Origin of the sequence: Bartonella sp. 11B (assembly GCF_002022625.1) — a bacterium.
In the GTDB taxonomy this organism is placed as follows: Bacteria; Pseudomonadota; Alphaproteobacteria; order Rhizobiales; family Rhizobiaceae; genus Bartonella; species Bartonella rochalimae.
In genome coordinates this window covers 885,148-904,184 of sequence record NZ_CP019783.1, presented here as the reverse complement: position 1 = coordinate 904,184, position 19,037 = coordinate 885,148, and the positions used below count along the sequence as shown (strand labels likewise).

Here is a 19,037-nt window from a genome sequence, read left to right as displayed (position 1 = left end):
CTTTTTTATACCTCAACAAGAACTCAAATAAGAATAAAGAGGAAATTCACTTGTCATATCATGTACCTTCTTTTTGACAGCTCTTTCAACTGAAGTATTCTCTCCATCATTTCGTGCCAAGCTAAGATTATCAAGAACCTCTGCAATAAAATTTCCAATCTGAGTAAACTCACGTTCTGAAAAACCACGTGTTGTTGCAGCAGGTGTACCCAAACGAATCCCTGAAGTTATTGATGGTTTCTCGGGATCAAAGGGAATACTATTTTTGTTGCAAATAATATTAGCACGGCCCAAAGCTTGTTCTGCACTCTTTCCTGTTATATTTTTAGAACGCAAATCGACTAAAAATAAATGATTATCTGTACCACCAGAAACAATATTAAAACCATTATTTTTTAAGCTTTCTGCTAAAGTTTTAGCATTAATAACTACATTAGCAATATAGTCTTTAAAAGCAGGTTGCAAAGCCTCTCCCAATGCAACAGCCTTAGCTGCAATAACATGCATTAAAGGGCCACCTTGAAGACCTGGAAAAACTGCCATGTTAATTTTTTTGGCTAAGGCTTCATCATTTGTCAATATCATACCACCACGGGGACCACGCAACGATTTATGCGTTGTTGTAGTGACAACATGAGCATATGGTACAGGTGAAGGATGAGCATTTCCAGCAACTAAACCTGCAATATGAGCCATATCAACCATCAAATACGCTCCAATTTCATCTGCAATTTCACGGAACAATTTCCAATTCCATAAGCGTGAATAGGCTGTGCCACCTGCTAAAATAAGCTTTGGTTTATGCTTTTTTGCTAAACGCCCTATTTCCTCCATATCCAGAAGCTGATCTTCTTGACGAACACCATAAGAAACAACATTAAACCATTTGCCTGACATATTAACAGATGAACCATGGGTGAGATGGCCACCAGAATTCAAATCCAGCCCCATAAATGTATCACCAGGCTGGAGCAGAGCTAAAAATACAGCCTGATTCATTTGGCTACCAGAATTAGGCTGCACATTTACAAAAGCTGCACCAAAAAGCTTTTTTGCTCGCTCAATTGCTAATTCTTCAACTAAATCAACAAAATGACAACCACCATAATAACGCTTTCCTGGATAACCTTCTGCATACTTATTGGTTAAAATTGATCCCTGAGCTTCAAGAACTGCCCTTGAAACAATATTTTCTGAGGCGATCAATTCAATCTCATGGCGCTGCCGTCCAAGCTCACCACTGATTGCATCAAAAACCACAGAATCAGTAACTTGTAAACTATCATTAAAAAAACACTTCCGCAGATCATTTGCTTGCTTGGTCATAAACATGTCCTAATATTAGAAATTAAAGTAATAGAAGGTAACACAGCAAATCTTATAGATAAAATCTTTTAAATTTAATTTCAAAAACTGTAAATACAGCAAAAGTTCAGTCTATATCTTTATTTTTGTAATAATAAAATCCTATCTTCAAAAAAATAAATGACAAACAAATTACATTCTAAAACTTATATTACGTAATGTTATTATACTCTTTTCAAACAAGAAAATAATAAGCTTGCAGTTCTAAAATATCCAATTATTTAATTGAATAGAATATTAAAAATGGGATCTAACAGTAAAAATTAAATTTAAGGATAATAGATGGCAACAAAAATTTTTATTGATGGTGAACATGGAACAACCGGACTGCAAATACAAAAGCGATTGGCGAAACGTTCTGATTTAGAATTGCTATCTATCCCTCACAAAGATCGCCATAAGCTTGATTCTCGAAAAGACTACCTTAATCAAGCTGACATTGTTATTTTATGCCTTCCAGATGAAGCCGCACAGGAAACTGTTAACCTCCTTAAAAATAATAAAAAAATTAGAATTATTGATAGCTCAACAGCGCATCGCACTGCTGCAGACTGGGTTTATGGCTTTCCTGAAATGACAACAGGACAAAAAAAACGTATCCAAGAAGCGCACTATGTTGCAAATCCTGGATGTTATCCAACCGGCGCAATTAGTTTGATTCGGCCATTACGTGAAGCAGGTTTAATAGACTCTGATTACCCAATATCAATTAATGCTATATCTGGCTACACAGGCGGTGGCAAACAATTAATTGCTCAAATGGAAGATCAATCTAAAAAAGATTCTCTGAAAGAAAACTATTTTATTTATGGTCTAAATCTTAATCATAAACATATTCCCGAAATCAAAATTCATGGGCAAATTAGCCAAACACCTATTTTTGTGCCAAGTGTTGGCCGTTTTCCTCAAGGAATGATTGTTAATATTCCCCTACATCGCACCTTATTTACAAAATCAGTTAACTGTTCTGATCTTCGTGAAATTTTTCATGTTCATTACAATAAACAAAATACAATATCTATTGCATCACAAGAAGAAACCGAAATACTAACCAAACTAAACCCAGAATCCTTAGCACATAAAGATAGTATGAAACTTTTTGTTTTTGGCAATGACAATGACGGTATTTTCAATCTTTGCTCTATATTTGATAATCTCGGAAAAGGAGCATCCGGATCTGCTGTTCAAAATCTTGATTTAATGCTTTCAGGCTGAAATTTTTTTTAAAAGTTCTTATTTAAGAACAAGATATGGCCCCTTTGTAGCCCGCCAATGAACAACTGAAAAACACAATACTGCTAAAGCAATACTTTGATGAATAAGGCCCCAACTAATTGGCACTTCATTTAACAATGTAATAATACCCAAAAATGCCTGAAAAACTATGATAACAAATAACAAAAATGCACGACGAGCATGCGTTGAGTGAGGATTTCTTTTGCTTACATACAAAACGTGAATAATCGCCATAATAAATAAAAAATAAGCAAAAAAACGATGTACAAATTGCACTGTTAAAGGATTTTCAAATAAACTGAGCCAAACGGGACTATAGTTCAGCAATCCATCAGGTATAATTTGTCCATCCATTAATGGCCATGTATTATAAACCTTGCCTGCATGAAGACCTGCAACTAAAGCACCAAAATAAATCTCAACTAAAATGCAAAAAACAAGCCAACCTGCAAAACGTTGTACAGTTTGATCTGCCGGTTGTTCTGAATATTCTGTAAGACCTCGAGATAAATAAGTAACAAAAATAATCACAAAGCATGCCGTTATTAGATGAATCGCTAAACGATATTGACTAACGCTTGTTAAATTACTTGACCCTAAACCAGAAGCTACCATCCACCAGCCAATAACACCTTGAACAGCAATAAGAACTGGTACGGATACAAGCTGAAGAAGAATATTTTTTTCGATACGCTTAGTTGCCCAAAACCAAATTAAACCGCACAAAGCTAAAAGACCAACCAAACGACCAAGAAAACGATGACCCCATTCCCACCAAAAAATCACTTTAAATGCATTTAAAGTCATATCACGATTGAGTACTTTATACTGTGCTATCTGTTGATATTTTAAGAACTCTTCCTGCCATTGTTCTACACTAATCGGTGGAATTACACCATAAATCGGCTTCCATTCAGTTATTGATAACCCAGATCCTGTCAAACGAGTAGCTCCGCCTATTAAAACAATCGCTAAACAAAGCAATAAAATAGCATAAAGCCATATCTGTATTTGTTTTCGATTTTGTTTTTGTAGTGGCGTCAAAACTACGTCATTCAACCTTTTTATTGTCATTTCTGATTATCTCCAGTTTATCTACAACTACAAAAATGCCCTATAAAACACCAAAGCCCTGCTATAAGATATAATTAGCGCTGTTTTTGCACATTACAACTATGAATTGATACAATAAATATTCTTTGAGAATTTATATATCGTCTGCACTATCCAATTATGTTTACAAAGTAGAACACCACAAACATAATAATCTGTCAATTCTGCAATTTCTTCAAATCTATATTGAGGCTCAACAGTCATCTCTAAAATAATAAAATCATAATCTTTTTTAAGTTCTTGTAATATAATTAAGGGTAGCATTTGAATTTTTTTTGCGCGCTCAGCAATTCATTGTCCCCCACGGAAAAATATCAACTCCCGTATCATAATCACGATAAATAACATCATGCAATTGCTGACATTCTTTTAAAACATCACCCCTGAACATGAGCTCATCGCTTTTTCTATTTGTTGCCAAGAAATATCTACCAACAAGATTATTTTATATTCCTTGATAAGAAGAGATAGTTTTTCTGCTATTCTTGCAACTTCTGGTCAGATGATTGAAAAAACTGTTGAAACACATAATTTAAGCAAACTGATAATTTTTTTATTGCACTCAAAATTTAAGAGCTTCTTTTTGCCTTAAATCAGAAGGTACTACCATTGCTTTTAAAACTTTCTTTCTCTAAGTGTTTTTTGTTACAGAATATTTTTGCAGTAATAGCCCTTCTCCACAAGTGATAAGGATTGAGATTGCTCCTTCACAAAAGTATTAATTTTCTCTCTTAACTGTGTTTTAAAGCTTTCTGCAATGATCCCATCCCAATGAATTTGATCAACAATCTGGGAAATTTTACTTTCTAACTGAGCAAAAAGTTCCTCTATTTCTACCAATCATTACCTTGATTTGACGCAGCCATTAAGCCTAATTGTAAAGCCATATGAGCTTCTTATGTATTCAAAAATCAAGTTTAGTCTTTATAGCTATAACAACAGAATTATCCATTATAAATTAAAGATAATAGAGATTGTTCTTGTTGATACATGATTTTAATAGAAACAATAGATGAATGAAATGTCTTTAAGATATGAAAAGTGTATTTTTATCGTATTTGATCTCGCTTCATGATTTTTTCAGAAAAGTTAGAAAATCAGGTTTCTAAGCCCTGTCAGGTATCTTCAACAGTTTTGCTTCAAAAGAAAGATCAATAAAATCACCTTCGCGTAATAATTGGATATTTTTATAAACTCTTTCACGTCTATATCATAGAAAATTATTCTATCAGAACTTGAATAATTTAGAAAAACCGGTTGAGAAAATAGTAATGGGATAATATTATTTTGTTTATCAGTCGATAATCGATAATAGTATTCTATCAGAAGCGCATAATATAAATGTTAATATTGCTTGGTAAGGTTTTGGATAAACAAAATTCACAATACACAATGTATCGTTATTAAAAAAGCAATAAGAGTTTTTTGCTACATTATGCGCACTAACAATTTTTTATCGTATTTAAAGATTCATTTTTATTTTAACCAGAAAAATATATTACTCTCTTTTATTTAAGAGATAATAGGAACACTCCTCTTAACTACAGCCTATATTCGTTCAAGATAAGAAAATATAAAAACTTTTTATTTACGATAACTTTAGTACATATTTTGTTTTATATAATTCAATCGTTTTCTTGCCTCAGCAGTAAGCATTGCTTTAATAGTAATAGAGCCATCATCGTTGCTTTTTTGTTCTATTTGACCAGAGTTCTTATAGAACCAATCAATAATCCTCATTTCATCAGGCTTTAAAATCAACTCAACACTCTGTATATCCCCAAAAATCTTCTTTTCAATAAGTGCTAACAATTGACTTAAACCTTTACCAGTAAGGGCTGATATCATCAGTGCAGAATTTAACATTTTTTTTGAATTTGTCTGCAAAACGCCCAATGCGTGTTGATCCAACGTATCAATTTTATTCCAAATTTCCACGATATGATCCGTGTCATTAATATCAACACCAAGATCTGAAAGTATTTCAAAAACATCTTGAGCGTGAGCGTAATGATCAGGATCGGATACATCTCTTACATGAAGAATTAAATCAGCTTCTATCACTTCTTCAAGGGTTGCTCTAAAAGCTGCAATTAAATGTGTTGGTAAATTAGATATAAAACCTACAGTATCGGATAAAAGAACTGTTTGCCCATGAGGTAGAACAATTTTACGTAAAGTGGGATCAAGAGTTGCAAATAGCATATCCTCTGCCAATACATTAGAATCACTTAAATGGTTAAAAAGTGTTGACTTCCCCGCATTTGTGTATCCTACCAAAGCAATAACAGGATGAGGTATCCTTTTTCTTTTAGCTCTGTGAAGAGCACGTGTTTTAACAACAGTTTCTAATTCGCGACGAATACTAATAATTTTATTTTGCAAAAGACGTCTATCTGCTTCAATTTGAGTTTCACCAGGACCACCCAAAAAGCCAGTACCACCACGTTGCCTCTCCAAATGTGTCCAACTACGAACAAGCCTACTTTTTTGATAAGATAAATGAGCCAATTCTACTTGTAGGACCCCTTCCTTTGTTCGCGCCCGATCACCAAAAATTTCAAGAATCAAAGCTGTTCTATCAATAACCTTACAATTCCATAATTTTTCCAAATTACGCTGCTGCACTGGTGTTAGAAAATGATCAACAATCGAAAGCATAATATGATGCTCATTTATATAATGAGCAAATTCATTCGCCTTACCTATCCTAAACAAAGTTGAAGAACATGGCTTAGCAATATTGATAATTTCATAATGAACAACATTCAATTTAATAGCACGTGCTAATCCTAACGCTTCTCTTATTCGAGAATCTACTGAGCGTTCATTGAAAGTCTTTTTCTGCTTGTATCCATCAGAACAGATCGGTACAAAAATAGCAACACGCATCTGCTGCTCAATCTGTGAAATAAACTTCCCAGATTTCTTATTTTTACATATCATGACAACTTAAAAATTATAAAAAGGATAAAAGATATACAATACTGTAGGCTGTTTACTGATCATCTTCATTTTCGAACAGCTGTACAGATTGCCCGGGCATAATTGTAGAAATAGCATGTTTATAGACTAACTGCACATGCCCATCACGGCGTAGAAGGATACAAAAGCTGTCAAATGATGCAACAATACCTGTCAGCTTAACACCATTTACAAGAAAAATTGTAAGAGAAATTTTTTGCTTACAAACTGTATTTAAAAAAATATCTTGCAGGTGTTGTGATCGTTCTGCCATTATTTTTACACCTTGTGTTGTGAAATGCATAAATATTTATCACAATATTTTTTAATATATATTGACTGAAAGTACTAACTTGTCAATGTATCGGTACTAAAAATTTTATAAGATATTATCTTATATTACATCGAATATAATATTTATGAATTATGAGCATAAATATTAGCAAATTCAGATACAAAGTATGATAACTTTTTAGCACTTACTTGGCGTTAATAAATATTATTTAAAGATTCACTTTACTATTTTTCAATAAAATTTTCAGTAAAAATACGATATTTTTTAACTGAAAGAATAACAACCATGTTTATTTTATAAGGAATAAACGATTAGACTATCTAATTTAGAAATATAGTACTTTGATTATGTCTTCTTATTATAAAAGAAATTAATGTGCTTCAGAAATTTCTCCTCAATACAAATATCGCATTATAATATTATTTTTTGTATATCGACATACTCATTACATTTTGCAACAATCTCTAGAACATTATTTTAAATACAATTTCTATTAAATTGCTCCCAATTAAATGCGCTAAATTTGTAATATTTTCTATCAATTTAAATTATCTATAGATAGTTCCATTACAGTTATAATTTTATATGATATTGTTTTTAATATGTTTTTTATTGTTTTTGAGCATAAAACAAAAGCCGCGTTAACTTTATCTTGATAAGTTTTTAAATTTTTCCTTAAACATATTCCTTTCTAAACAATTAACGGTTAGTATATAGAAATATCTGGATAAGGGCGTATTCCTTTTCCATCTGTAAGAGTATGAGGCGAGTATGGCACGCAGAACCAAATTGCAAACATTTGAAATCGAAGTCGAAGAAGCTCTTGAAAAAGCAATGAACTTTGACTTTGATAACGCAGAGATCGAAGAAATAATATCAAGTGACTCTGAAAATCTAATTAATGTAGATGATTTGATTCAAAAAATTGCAACTTCAGAAGAAGAAATCCTTTCTGAAAATGAAACTTCAGTTCTCACCTCATCTAATATTCATGATAATGCTGTTGTTGATGAATCAGTTGCTGAATTACTTTTTGGTCAAAAACCGATTCATGAGCTTTCAGGTGGAACTGTACGTGATACACTATTACCTACACAACCTCTCCCTGCTAATGATGATATAACAGTACCTTTCAATTTCAAATCATTAAAACAAAATGGTGCTTCTCGAATTTATTGGAGCACGACAGCTCTCAGTGCTCTATGGGCAACAGGTGGTGCTTTTATTGCTCATAAACTAGCTCCTTCTGGTCTAAGCTCTTTAGCAAATATAATTACTTTTATTACATCCCCCCTCGGATTAGCTGTAGCGGCAGGAACTACAATTCCTATCCTTATGTCTTGGGGAGTTACCCAACTTATAAAACGTTCAAATGAATTGCGTAATATTGCCATTCTTATGACCAATGCTGCACAACGCCTTAGCGAACCACAGAACATTTCTGAAAAACAAGCAATTGCTATAAGTCAAACTCTTCGTAAAGAAGTAGCTGCGATGAATGAAGGAATCGAACGCACCCTCGGCCGTGCTGTTGAACTCGAAGCTATCATTCAAAGTGAAGTTCATAATCTTGAACGAGCCTATTCTGAAAATGAATCACGTATTTATACCTTAATTAAGGAGTTAAATAATGAACGTACAGCAATCTTGAATCATGCTGATCGCGTACAAACAGTAATCAAAGGAACACAAGAGCAACTGAGTGATGAATTTGACTTAGCTACTTCCAAAATTGCAACCAATGTTGAGAAACTTGCGCAAACTCTTACCCAAACCTTACAACAACAAGGGGAAGATCTTGTTAAAAAGCTCTCTTACGCAGGTGATGGTGTAACAAATCAACTCTTTGAACAATTTAATGAAACAACATTACAAGTTCAGCAGAAAAATACAGAATTTTTTCATGTATTAGGAAAAACCTTTGATACTTTTGCAGAGCGTTTTGATAATAATGAAAAACAATTAGAAAAAACTTTCGATGAAACAGCTGCTAAAGCTGAATTGCATATTGCTAAGCTTGCAACGCGTATACAAACTGCAACAGACCAAACTTTATATAGTGTTGATGAGAAATTTAAAACATTAGATGAAGCAATTATTGACCGTAATAATCAATCATTACAAGATTTTGATGAAAAAATTAAGCAGCTTGATCAACAAGCATATAAACTCTCTTCTAAATTTGATAATATCACCTCAGAAGCAATTGAAGCGTTTGGAAATCGCCTAGTAAACGTTGACTTATCTCTTAAAGAACACAGTGATACCATTATCGAATCCTTCGTTGCACGTAGTAAAGAATTAGAAAACAACGCTGAAAAGCTTGGTAACTTTCTGGAAGCTCATGCCTCTCAAATCAACGTAAATCTTAAAGAAATAACTACTGATATTAGTAATGTATTTACAAACGGACATGATCAGATTTTTTCTGCAGTTGATGCAAGCAAAAAAGTTTTACAAGAAGAAATCAAAAATGTCGATAATGCAATTATAGACATAATAAATGAGCGCTCGCAAGACTTCAAAACACAAATCGCTAATCAAAGAGATGTCATGGCGAGCATGTTGGACAGCGAAAACAATAAAATTGCTGACACATTAAAAGATCAAATTGATGTATTGACCAAAAATGTTTCAGATGTTGAAAAGACGTTGAGTCAAAATATTCAAATTGTTGATCAACATGCTAAAGATCATGCTAATAACATAATTCAGTGTACAGAAAAACTACAAGAATCCATCACACAAAGCTGTGATACAACTAAAAATGCTTTAGAAGAACAAATTAAAAATATTGATATACGTGCCGATGCTCTTCGTGATTCCTTAGCTATCAATAGTTTTGCTCTTAATGAAGTCCTTGCAGATCAAGCGCGCACACTTGAGCAACGTATGGAAACAATTCATAATATCATCGCTAAAAGCGATATACATGTTGATATGGCATTAAAACAACAAGCAGACTTAGTCGAAAATGCAATTACTAATAATAACAAAGCCGTTACTGAAACCGTTCAAAACCATATAAAAAATCTTGAAGGACATACTGATCTCCTTAAGAACACTCTTTCTCAATCACATGATGTATTCCTTGATACTCTTCAGACACGCGTAGGATTATTCGACGAAAATTTGGAAAGTCGTGCACGTCAAGTTTTTGAACGTGCCGCTACATTGGAAGAAACGTTATCCGAAAAACTTGAGAAAGTATGTGAAACCATCGACATGCAAACATCTACTTTTGAAGAACGATCCAATAACCTAAAAAAATCTATAGTCCTTAATAATGAACATAATCAAGCAATCCAAAAAGCACTAGAAGAAAGCGCAGATAACATACGTCTCTCATTAGAAAATTCTGTTGATACAGTTACAGATAACGTACAAGAGAAGTTTACCAATATTTCTGAAAAATTAGTATCAATAATAGCTAATGAAACAGAAAAGTCAGAGGCTTCTCTTGCTACTGCTGGTAATCAATTTATTTCATCTTTTGCTGATGTTGTTATCAAAGCAACAAATATTATCTCAGAATCTAGTAACCGTATTGCATTGAATGTTGAACAAACGGTCAATGAAACTAGTGAGAAAGTCATTTCTGCTCTAACTGAGCAGACAGCTCACACTGCAAATGCCTTCACAACAGTAAGTAATAATGCGCAAGCATTGATTAATGAAACAATTCATGCTTCAGCAGAAGCAGTTAATCAATTACTCAGTGAACGTTCTAATGTTCTTCATCAATCGATGTTAGATTTTCAAAATAATTTAAGTCATCAATTAGCTAATGTAAACAATCGCTTAGAAGAAGCAAAAGATGAAACATCCGCGAAAATTTCAGGACATATGGAACAATTAACAGAATTAACAGATTATTTGAATCAAACAGTATACAATACAACTGAAACGGTTAGTAACTTAACCCAGCAAATTGGTGAACAGCTCTCGCTTTCAACACAAGAAGTTGAACAAAGAATTTATGCACAAAATGAATCCTTAGTGAATACTCTTACACAAAAAAATTCCGAAACTATTCAAACTATGGCTACTGTACAAGAAGATCTTATTAAGAATGTGTCAGGTGTCATCGAGCAATTGAACCAATCCATTTATAATATTCATGAAAACAGTAACATTTTGATATCAACGGTTCAAAGCCTTGACGGTCAGTTGAATGAAACTGCTAATAATTTCTTCCATAATACCAATCAAGTAGCAGAATACTTATCAACGTCAAATCAAGAGCTCAATAGCAATGTAGAGACGTTACAAGGACTTTCTCAAAATACATTTGAACAAATTAGTCATATAACAAACAATTTTGGTGAACATGCTAAAACGCTTTCTGAAGCTATTCGCGTTCTTGAGCAATCAGAAAACACACTTAATATAACACTCCAAGAAAAGCAAAATGCACTTTCCGTATTAAGCAATGCCCTTATTTCGAAATCTGATGAGGTTAATCAACTTATAAAACATTACGAAAATGTTCTTAGCTTAACATTTGAACGTGCTGATGAAAATACACGTAACTCGACACATTTAATGCAACGAACACTTCATGAATTGATTAATGAAGCTTCAACACGTTTTTCAGATGCTGCAGAAAATATACGCTTTTCAGCCAATGAAATTCGCTCAGAACTTTCAAAAGTTAATAATGATTTTAATGAAAGTATTCAAAAATTACCAGAAAAAGCGAAAGAAACAACACAGACAATTCGACATGCCTTAAGTGAACAAATTGTAGCACTAAAAGACTTAACGAATATTATGTACAATACTGAAAAAGAACAATCAACACCAACAATATCCCCATCGTTAATGTCAAATAGTGCAACTTCTAGAGTCAATAAAAAAATAGTGCCACCACAGCCTATTGTACAATCAGGACAACACAAAACAAAACAAAACAAATGGGTATCAGACCTTTTAGAAAGAGTCTCACGTGAAGAAATATTATACTCAGAAAAAGATAATAATTTCTCTTCCTCACCAGAAAAAGAAAAGTCTGATTCTATGAATGAATCCCTGAACTCACTAGTAAATAGTATTGTTCAAACCATTAATCATAATGCTGCTGTCGAGTTATGGAATCGTTATAAACGTGGACAAAAAAATATCATAGCTGAACATCTTTATACACCGAATGGAAAAATAATATTTGAAACAATTAGAAAAAAATATCTAAATGATATAGATTTTAAAGATTCAGTTAATCAGTATATTTCAGAGTTTGAAAAATTATTACGTGATATATCTCGCAATTCTGGAAATACCCATTTAGCCCGCCAATATTTAACATCAGATACTGGAAAAGTTTATACTATGCTTGCTCATGTAAGTGGACGAATTCAATAAAATAAAAAGAAAGGTGAAAAAGTTTTTCTTTTTCGCCTTTTTTCTTTTTAATTTTATCTATTATATATAATTATATTATACTTTTACTGAAAGCATAATCTATTTAAAATTGTAAAAATTATAGAAATTCTGTCAGAAGGACAAAATAATACTACTAATATTAGTGAACCTATTAATTAATATACTCTCAGAAAGTGGTTTCGTAATCTGGAAAAATTAACCTACCCTTACCTTGTGATATGAAAAGAAATCAGAACCTGTAATGGATAAAACTGATTATAAATAGCAACGCTTCTATAAATATAGACTAACTCGGATATTATCAAAATGTCTAAAAAACAAAATAGCAATACTCGTCTGCAACAAACTGAACTTGAAAGCGCAGCACTTTTTTATCACCAACATACGAAACCTGGAAAACTAGAGATACAAGCAACAAAGCCTTTAGATAATCAACGTGATCTAGCGCTTGCTTATTCTCCAGGTGTTGCTGCGCCATGTCTTGCGATTTACGATGATCCAAAACTTGCATCTCAGTATACTTCTCGTTCTAACTTAGTCGCTGTTATAACAAATGGAACTGCCGTTCTTGGCTTAGGAAATATTGGCCCACTCGCCTCTAAACCGGTTATGGAAGGAAAAGCTGTTCTATTTAAAAAATTTGCAAATATTGATGTTTTTGATATCGAACTTGATGCACCCGATATCACAAAAATGATAGAAACTGTATCTGCATTAGAACCGACATTTGGTGGAATTAATCTTGAAGATATTAAAGCTCCAGAATGCTTTGAAATTGAAGAACAACTTCGTGCTAAAATGAATATTCCGGTTTTCCATGATGATCAACATGGAACTGCTATTATTGTTTGTGCAGCGGTGTTAAACGCTTTAAGTCTTGCTAACAAAAAAATTGAAAATGCAAAAATAGTTTCCTCAGGTGCAGGCGCAGCTGCCTTGGCTTGTATTAACCTTTTAGTCCGTCTTGGAGCAAAAGTAGAAAATATTTGGCTTAGCGATTTAGATGGTGTCGTGTACAAGGGTCGCAAAACACTTATGGATCGTTGGAAAATTAACTACGCACAAAAAACTGATGCGAGAACTCTAGCCGACATCATAGAGAATGCAGATATCTTTTTAGGCCTTTCAGCAGCTGGAGTTTTGAAACCTGAATATTTAAAAAAGATGGCTTCAAAGCCTTTAATTCTAGCACTTGCCAACCCAAAACCGGAAATTATGCCAGAAGAAGCAAGTGCAGTACGACCCGATGCGATGATCTGCACAGGACGTTCCGATTATCCTAATCAGGTTAATAATGTCCTTTGTTTTCCTTATATTTTTCGTGGTGCATTAGATGTTGGTGCAACTGCAATTAATGAAGAAATGAAAATGGCCGCAGTTCATGCGATTGCTGCCCTCGCCCGTGAAGAATCTTCAGATGTCGCAGCATGTGCATATTCAAAAAAGCCACCTAGTTTTGGGCCTGAATACCTCATTCCTTCGCCTTTCGATCCGCGTTTAATACTACGCATTGCCCCTGCTGTCGCCAAAGCAGCAATGGAATCGGGTGTGGCAGTACGGCCGATTGAAGACATGGAGGTCTATAATGATACTCTTAATCGTTTTGTATTCCGTTCTGGTCTTATAATGAAGCCTGTTTTTGCAGCAGCCAAAACAGCAAGATGTAAACGTGTAATCTATGCTGACGGTGAAGATGAACGTGTTCTTCGTGCCGCACAAATTGTTCTTGAAGAACAAACAGCTATTCCTCTTCTTATTGGTCGTCCACATGTGGTAGAAACAAGATTAAAACGCTTTGGTTTAAAAATTCGTCCCGGCATAGATTTTGAAATCACAAATCCAGAAAATGATCCACGTTTTCGTGACTATGTCAATTTATTTCTACATTATACAGGCAGATGTGGAGTTTCACCTGAAGTTGCGAAAACAATCGTAAGAACATCAACTACAGCTATTGCAGCTCTTGCAGTTATGCGTGGTGAAGCTGATGCAATGATTTGTGGTCTAGAAGGACGTTTCGAACGTAATCTTGAATTAATTGAACAAATCATTGGGCTTAATCCAAATGTTAATCATTTTTCTGCCGTTAGTCTCCTTATCTCTACACGTGGTACTCTTTTTCTAACGGATACTTACGTTAATGAAAATCCTTCTGCGGAAGAAGTAGCAGAAATGACAATCCTAGCAGCGCAAGAAATTGAAGCATTTGGTATAAAACCAAAAGCAGCTTTATTATCACACTCAAATTTTGGTTCCAAAAATACAGCAAGCGCGCGCAAAATGCGTCGTGCTACCGAAATCCTTGCTGAATTATATCCAAATTTGGAAGCAGATGGGGAAATGCATGGTGACTCTGCACTTTCCAAAATTCTTCGTGATCGTGTTTTCCCTGCTTCACGCCTTACAAGCGAAGCTAATTTGCTAGTCTTTCCAACACTTGATGCAGCCAATATCACGCTTAATATCGCAAAAAATTTAACAAATGCACTGCATGTAGGCCCTATTTTGATTGGAGCTGCACGTCCCGCACACATTCTAACACCTTCAGTAACTTCACGGGGTGTTGTCAACATGACAGCTCTAGCAGTCCTTGCTGCAAATAGAAAAAATCTTACAATAAAACAAATGAAAACAAAAGATTCTCATGTAGATAAAACTTAAAAGTCTCCTGTAGAAACACTTTAGAAACCAAGCTAAATTTATTGTAAATTCATTTTCAATATTGAAAAGGCAATTCTATTTTGGATTAAGCCTTTTTTTTTAAGATAAAAAAGGTTAGATAGAATCGTAACTGAAGTCTTTTATAAAGCTACTAACATAATAAGGAATCATACATTGTCTTATACTTTTGACAAAGTCGCTGATATTATTGCAGAAATCAGTGAAATTGATCGGAGCACGATTACACCCGAAAGTCATACAATTGATGATTTAGGAATTGATAGTCTTGATTTTCTTGATATTGTTTTTGCCATTGATAAAGCCTTCGGAATTAAAATCCCACTAGAACAGTGGACACAAGAAATCAATGAAGGTTCAGTCGCAACTGAAGAGTACTTTGTTCTTAAAAACCTTTGCACAAAAATTGATGAACTCATTGCTTTAAAACAAGCTAACTAATTTTTTGCTATGCAGAATCATGCTGTATTCATTACTGGTATAGGAATTATAAGCTCTTTAGGTGAAGGAGTTGTTCATCATTGGAATCAATTAAATAACCCCGCAATTAAACCGAACCTTGATTGTACAACTTTCGCACCCTATGCTGTTCATCAATTGACAGAAGTCGATTGGAATCTGCAAATCCCAAAGCGAAGTGACCAACGACAAATGGGAATATGGCAACGCCTTGGTACCTATGCAGCTGGTCTTGCTCTTGATGATGCAGATATGAAAAATGATCACCAGTTAACATCAACAATGGATATGATCGTTGCAGCGAGTGGAGGAGAACGTGACATTACTGTTGATACGCAAATTCTTGCAAAAGCCCGTACAATCACTCATTATGAGCCTATGTTAAATTTAGCCCTTTCGACTGAGCTTCGGCCAACTTTATTTTTATCGCAGCTATCAAATCTTCTAGCTGGGAATATTTCGATTGTTCATAAAATAACCGGTTCTTCTCGTACATTTATGGGTGAAGAAGGAAGTGGACTTTCTGCTATTCAAATTGCTGCTGCACGTATTCGCTCAGGACAAAGCACACACGTACTGGTAGGTGGCTCTTATAATGCACAAAGCTACGATATGCTGTTAGCTCATGAGCTTGGAGGACTTTTAACACGTGGTGAATGGACACCAGTTTGGTCCCGTAAAAAATGCCCTGGTGGTGGATTAATTACTGGCTCTGGTGGTGTTTTTCTTGTTCTTGAAAATGGTGAACAAGCTCAAAAACGCAATGCACGTGTTTATGCTGAAATTAGTCAAATGATTACGAATCAAACAAATAGGACAAAAAATTCCCTTAAAGATACAATTACGTCAATGTTAAAAACAGTAAAGGCTGAAGCTTCATTTACAATTTCAGCAGCCTCAGGTTGTCATAACGCCACAAGAGCAGAACAAAGCGCTCTTGACGATGCTAATATATTTTACCGTGGTATTACGACATTATTTGGCTATATGCGAGAAGCGCAATTTCCTTTAGCGCTTGCATTAGCTGCTATTGCTGTTAGGAAAAAACGTAGCTTTCCCTCTTTGAGTTCTCATGAAAAGCTGTTTTCTGAAGAAATACGTGAAGCATTTATTACAACTATTGGTATAAAAAGAGCTGAAGGAATAGTGCACCTTACCGCTGTCTAAAAGAAAGTTTCTATGATGAAATATAATGATCATCTTGGACGTCCACTTGTAGCAATCACTGGAGCAGGAGTTGTAACATCACTAGGACAAGGAAAACAGGAAAATTGGAACAAATTAATTAATGGTGTTAGTGGCATTCATAAGATCACGCGCTTTCCTGTTGAAGGATTAAATACACATATCGCAGGAACGATTGATTTTCTTGAAGAAAGTACAACCGGTGCTGCAGCTCTTTCCGAAAGATTAGCGCGTCTTGCTGCAGAAGAGGCTTTAGAACAAGCAAATCTTGACAAAGAGGATTTTAATGGACCATTGTTTTTAGCTGCTCCTCCAGTTGAACTTGAATGGAAAGCACGTTTCGCTCTTGATAAAGAAGTAGTATCCAGTCATGAACCTACTTATGCACATCTTCTTGAAGTTTGTAGTAAAAAACCTCATCATGCGCTTTTTGAAGCTACTCAATTTGGAACAATTGCAGAAAAAATTCAAGAAAAATTTGGAACAAAAGGGCTTCCCATTACCCTTTCAACCGCTTGTGCATCTGGTGCAACAGCTATCCAGTTAGGTGTTGAAGCAATTCGACGAGGTGAAACAGATCGTTCCCTCACAATCGCCACGGATGGTTCGGTTTCAGCAGAATCCCTTATCCGTTTTTCACTATTATCTGCTCTTTCCACCAAAAATGATCCAGCAGAAAAAGCAGCAAAACCATTTAGCCGCGATCGAGATGGTTTTGTGATGGCTGAAGGATCAGGTGCTCTTGTCCTCGAGTCTGTTCAAAGTGCTTTAGCTCGTAAAGTGGAAATTCTAGGAATTTTGGCAGGCTGTGGAGAAACAGCTGATGATTTTCATCGTACACGTTCAAAGCCCGATGCATCACCTGCAATTGAAGCAGTTCGTAAAGCCTTAGCCGATGCAAAAATAACTATCAATGAAATTGATTATATCAACGCGCATGGAACCTCTACACCTGAAAATGAAAAAATGGAATATCTAGCATTATCAACAGTTTTTGGTGATATTTTGGAACACATCCCAGTCTCTTCTAATAAGTCAATGATTGGCCATACATTAACTGCTGCAGGTGCCATAGAGGCCGTTTTCTCACTTCTAACCATCCAAACAGGAATACTTCCCCCTACAATTAATTATGATGATCCTGATCCTACAATTCCTTTAGATGTTGTTCCTAATCATAAGCGTAAAGCCTGCATAAATGCAATTTTATCCAACTCATTTGGTTTTGGAGGTCAAAATACTAGCCTTGTTATTACAGCGTATAAAGGATAATCATTTAAATTGATCTGAAAACTATCAATCTTTATAGAGATTCAAAGAGAATAACGATGCGTACACTGCAACTAATCAATGAGCGCCAACTTAAAATTACTAATACTCCACCACCACCGCCACCAAATCCCGGTGAAGTCACAGTACGGATAAAGGCTGTTGCTCTCAACCATATTGATGTATGGGGATGGCGCGGTATGGCCTTTGCAAAAAGAAAAATGCCACTTATTATAGGTGCAGAAGCTTCTGGTGAAATTGCTCAATTAGGAGATGGCATTGAAAATTTTCAAGTTGGGCAACTCGTTTCAATTTATGGAGCGCATACTTGTGGTCTATGCCAAGCCTGCTGCGAAGGGCGTGATAATCTTTGCGATCAAGTAAAAGGTGTATATGGTTTTCATCTTGATGGATTTGCTTGTGAGCTCGTCAATCTTCCAGCACATCTACTAGTGCCAGCGCCTTTAAAATGTGATGAAATAAAAGCAGCTGTGGCCCCTATTACCTTTGGAACCGTAGAGCATATGCTGTTTGATAATGCAAAATTACAAGTTGGAGAAACAATTCTAATACATGCTGGTGGTTCTGGTATTGGATCAGCAGCTATTCAAATTGCAAAAAACATGGGATGTACAGTCATCACTACAGTTGGTTCAGACAGCAAAATTGAAAAAGCACAATCTCTCGGAGCAGATCATGTTATTAATTACCGTAAAGAACGTTTCGAAGGTATTGTTCGTAAATTAACGCAAAAAAAAGGTGTTGATGTTGTTTTTGAGCATGTAGGAGCTGATACATGGGCAGGTTCTATGCTGAGTATGAAACGCGGAGCACGTTTGGTAACTTGTGGTTCTACTTCTGGTATTTCAACATCTATGAATTTAATGCAATTATTTCAGCAACAACTGAAAATATTTGGTTCATTTGGTTGTCGTATGGAAAATATGGCAAATGCTATGGAGAAAATGGCGCAAGGAATTATATATCCTGTCATTGATACAATTATTAATTTTGATCAAATTGATGTAGCTTTAAAACGCATGGAAAGTCGTGATGTTTTTGGAAAAATCATCCTGAAAATCAATTAATT

11 protein-coding genes are annotated in these 19,037 nt (G+C 34.8%); 7 read left to right on the top strand and 4 right to left on the bottom strand.

Going from position 1 to position 19,037, the window contains the following annotated elements; all coding sequences use genetic code 11:
* Positions 1-12 precede the first annotated feature (12 nt).
* Positions 13-1,326: a serine hydroxymethyltransferase gene (glyA, locus tag Bho11B_RS03830; RefSeq protein ID WP_078673707.1), complete on the bottom strand. Its 1,314-nt coding sequence runs from the start codon at positions 1,324-1,326 to the stop codon at positions 13-15.
* 321 nt (positions 1,327-1,647) lie between these two features.
* Between glyA and argC the strand changes: the two genes are divergently transcribed.
* On the top strand, positions 1,648-2,580 hold the full coding sequence (gene argC / locus Bho11B_RS03825; protein ID WP_035005944.1) for an N-acetyl-gamma-glutamyl-phosphate reductase: 933 nt from the start codon (positions 1,648-1,650) through the stop codon (positions 2,578-2,580).
* Between the two features lie 18 nt (positions 2,581-2,598).
* Here argC and Bho11B_RS03820 read toward each other — a convergent pair whose 3' ends face one another.
* The 3 genes from Bho11B_RS03820 to hfq form a co-directional block, all read right to left on the bottom strand.
* Positions 2,599-3,675: a COX15/CtaA family protein gene (locus tag Bho11B_RS03820; protein ID WP_078673706.1), complete on the bottom strand. Its 1,077-nt coding sequence runs from the start codon at positions 3,673-3,675 to the stop codon at positions 2,599-2,601.
* A gap of 1,638 nt (positions 3,676-5,313) precedes the next feature.
* A complete protein-coding gene (gene hflX, locus Bho11B_RS03805; RefSeq protein WP_035005951.1) occupies positions 5,314-6,660 on the bottom strand; it encodes a GTPase HflX in 1,347 nt (448 codons plus the stop codon).
* Positions 6,661-6,712: 52 nt separating this feature from the next.
* The gene (hfq, locus tag Bho11B_RS03800; protein ID WP_035005952.1) at positions 6,713-6,952 is read right to left on the bottom strand and encodes an RNA chaperone Hfq; all 240 of its coding nucleotides are present in this window, start codon (positions 6,950-6,952) and stop codon (positions 6,713-6,715) included.
* A gap of 792 nt (positions 6,953-7,744) precedes the next feature.
* Here hfq and Bho11B_RS03795 point away from each other — a divergent pair.
* The 6 genes from Bho11B_RS03795 to Bho11B_RS03770 all read left to right on the top strand — a co-directional run bounded on the left by Bho11B_RS03795 (position 7,745) and on the right by Bho11B_RS03770 (position 19,035).
* Positions 7,745-12,334: a hypothetical protein gene (locus Bho11B_RS03795; RefSeq protein WP_078673705.1), complete on the top strand. Its 4,590-nt coding sequence runs from the start codon at positions 7,745-7,747 to the stop codon at positions 12,332-12,334.
* Positions 12,335-12,661: 327 nt separating this feature from the next.
* Positions 12,662-15,016: an NADP-dependent malic enzyme gene (locus Bho11B_RS03790; RefSeq protein ID WP_035005955.1), complete on the top strand. Its 2,355-nt coding sequence runs from the start codon at positions 12,662-12,664 to the stop codon at positions 15,014-15,016.
* A gap of 174 nt (positions 15,017-15,190) precedes the next feature.
* The gene (locus Bho11B_RS03785; RefSeq protein ID WP_035005956.1) at positions 15,191-15,475 is read left to right on the top strand and encodes an acyl carrier protein; all 285 of its coding nucleotides are present in this window, start codon (positions 15,191-15,193) and stop codon (positions 15,473-15,475) included.
* A 9-nt stretch (positions 15,476-15,484) separates the two neighbouring features.
* Positions 15,485-16,660: a beta-ketoacyl-ACP synthase gene (locus Bho11B_RS03780; RefSeq protein ID WP_078673704.1), complete on the top strand. Its 1,176-nt coding sequence runs from the start codon at positions 15,485-15,487 to the stop codon at positions 16,658-16,660.
* Between the two features lie 15 nt (positions 16,661-16,675).
* Complete coding sequence (locus Bho11B_RS03775) at positions 16,676-17,950, top strand: beta-ketoacyl-ACP synthase (protein WP_078674091.1); 1,275 nt, start codon at positions 16,676-16,678, stop codon at positions 17,948-17,950.
* 56 nt (positions 17,951-18,006) lie between these two features.
* A complete protein-coding gene (locus tag Bho11B_RS03770; RefSeq protein ID WP_078673703.1) occupies positions 18,007-19,035 on the top strand; it encodes a zinc-binding dehydrogenase in 1,029 nt (342 codons plus the stop codon).
* The last annotated feature ends 2 nt before the right edge of the window (positions 19,036-19,037 follow it).

Bases quoted from the DNA above. Each gene is read 5' to 3' on its own strand.
- Bho11B_RS03780 (WP_078673704.1), top strand. From the start codon at position 15,485: ATGCAGAATCATGCTGTATTCATTACTGGTATAGGAATTATAAGCTCT.
- Bho11B_RS03775 (WP_078674091.1), top strand. From the start codon at position 16,676: ATGAAATATAATGATCATCTTGGACGTCCACTTGTAGCAATCACTGGA.
- hflX (WP_035005951.1), bottom strand. From the start codon at position 6,660: ATGATATGTAAAAATAAGAAATCTGGGAAGTTTATTTCACAGATTGAG.
- Bho11B_RS03795 (WP_078673705.1), top strand. From the start codon at position 7,745: ATGGCACGCAGAACCAAATTGCAAACATTTGAAATCGAAGTCGAAGAA.
- argC (WP_035005944.1), top strand. From the start codon at position 1,648: ATGGCAACAAAAATTTTTATTGATGGTGAACATGGAACAACCGGACTG.
- glyA (WP_078673707.1), bottom strand. From the start codon at position 1,326: ATGACCAAGCAAGCAAATGATCTGCGGAAGTGTTTTTTTAATGATAGT.
- Bho11B_RS03820 (WP_078673706.1), bottom strand. From the start codon at position 3,675: ATGACAATAAAAAGGTTGAATGACGTAGTTTTGACGCCACTACAAAAA.
- Bho11B_RS03790 (WP_035005955.1), top strand. From the start codon at position 12,662: ATGTCTAAAAAACAAAATAGCAATACTCGTCTGCAACAAACTGAACTT.
- hfq (WP_035005952.1), bottom strand. From the start codon at position 6,952: ATGGCAGAACGATCACAACACCTGCAAGATATTTTTTTAAATACAGTT.
- Bho11B_RS03770 (WP_078673703.1), top strand. From the start codon at position 18,007: ATGCGTACACTGCAACTAATCAATGAGCGCCAACTTAAAATTACTAAT.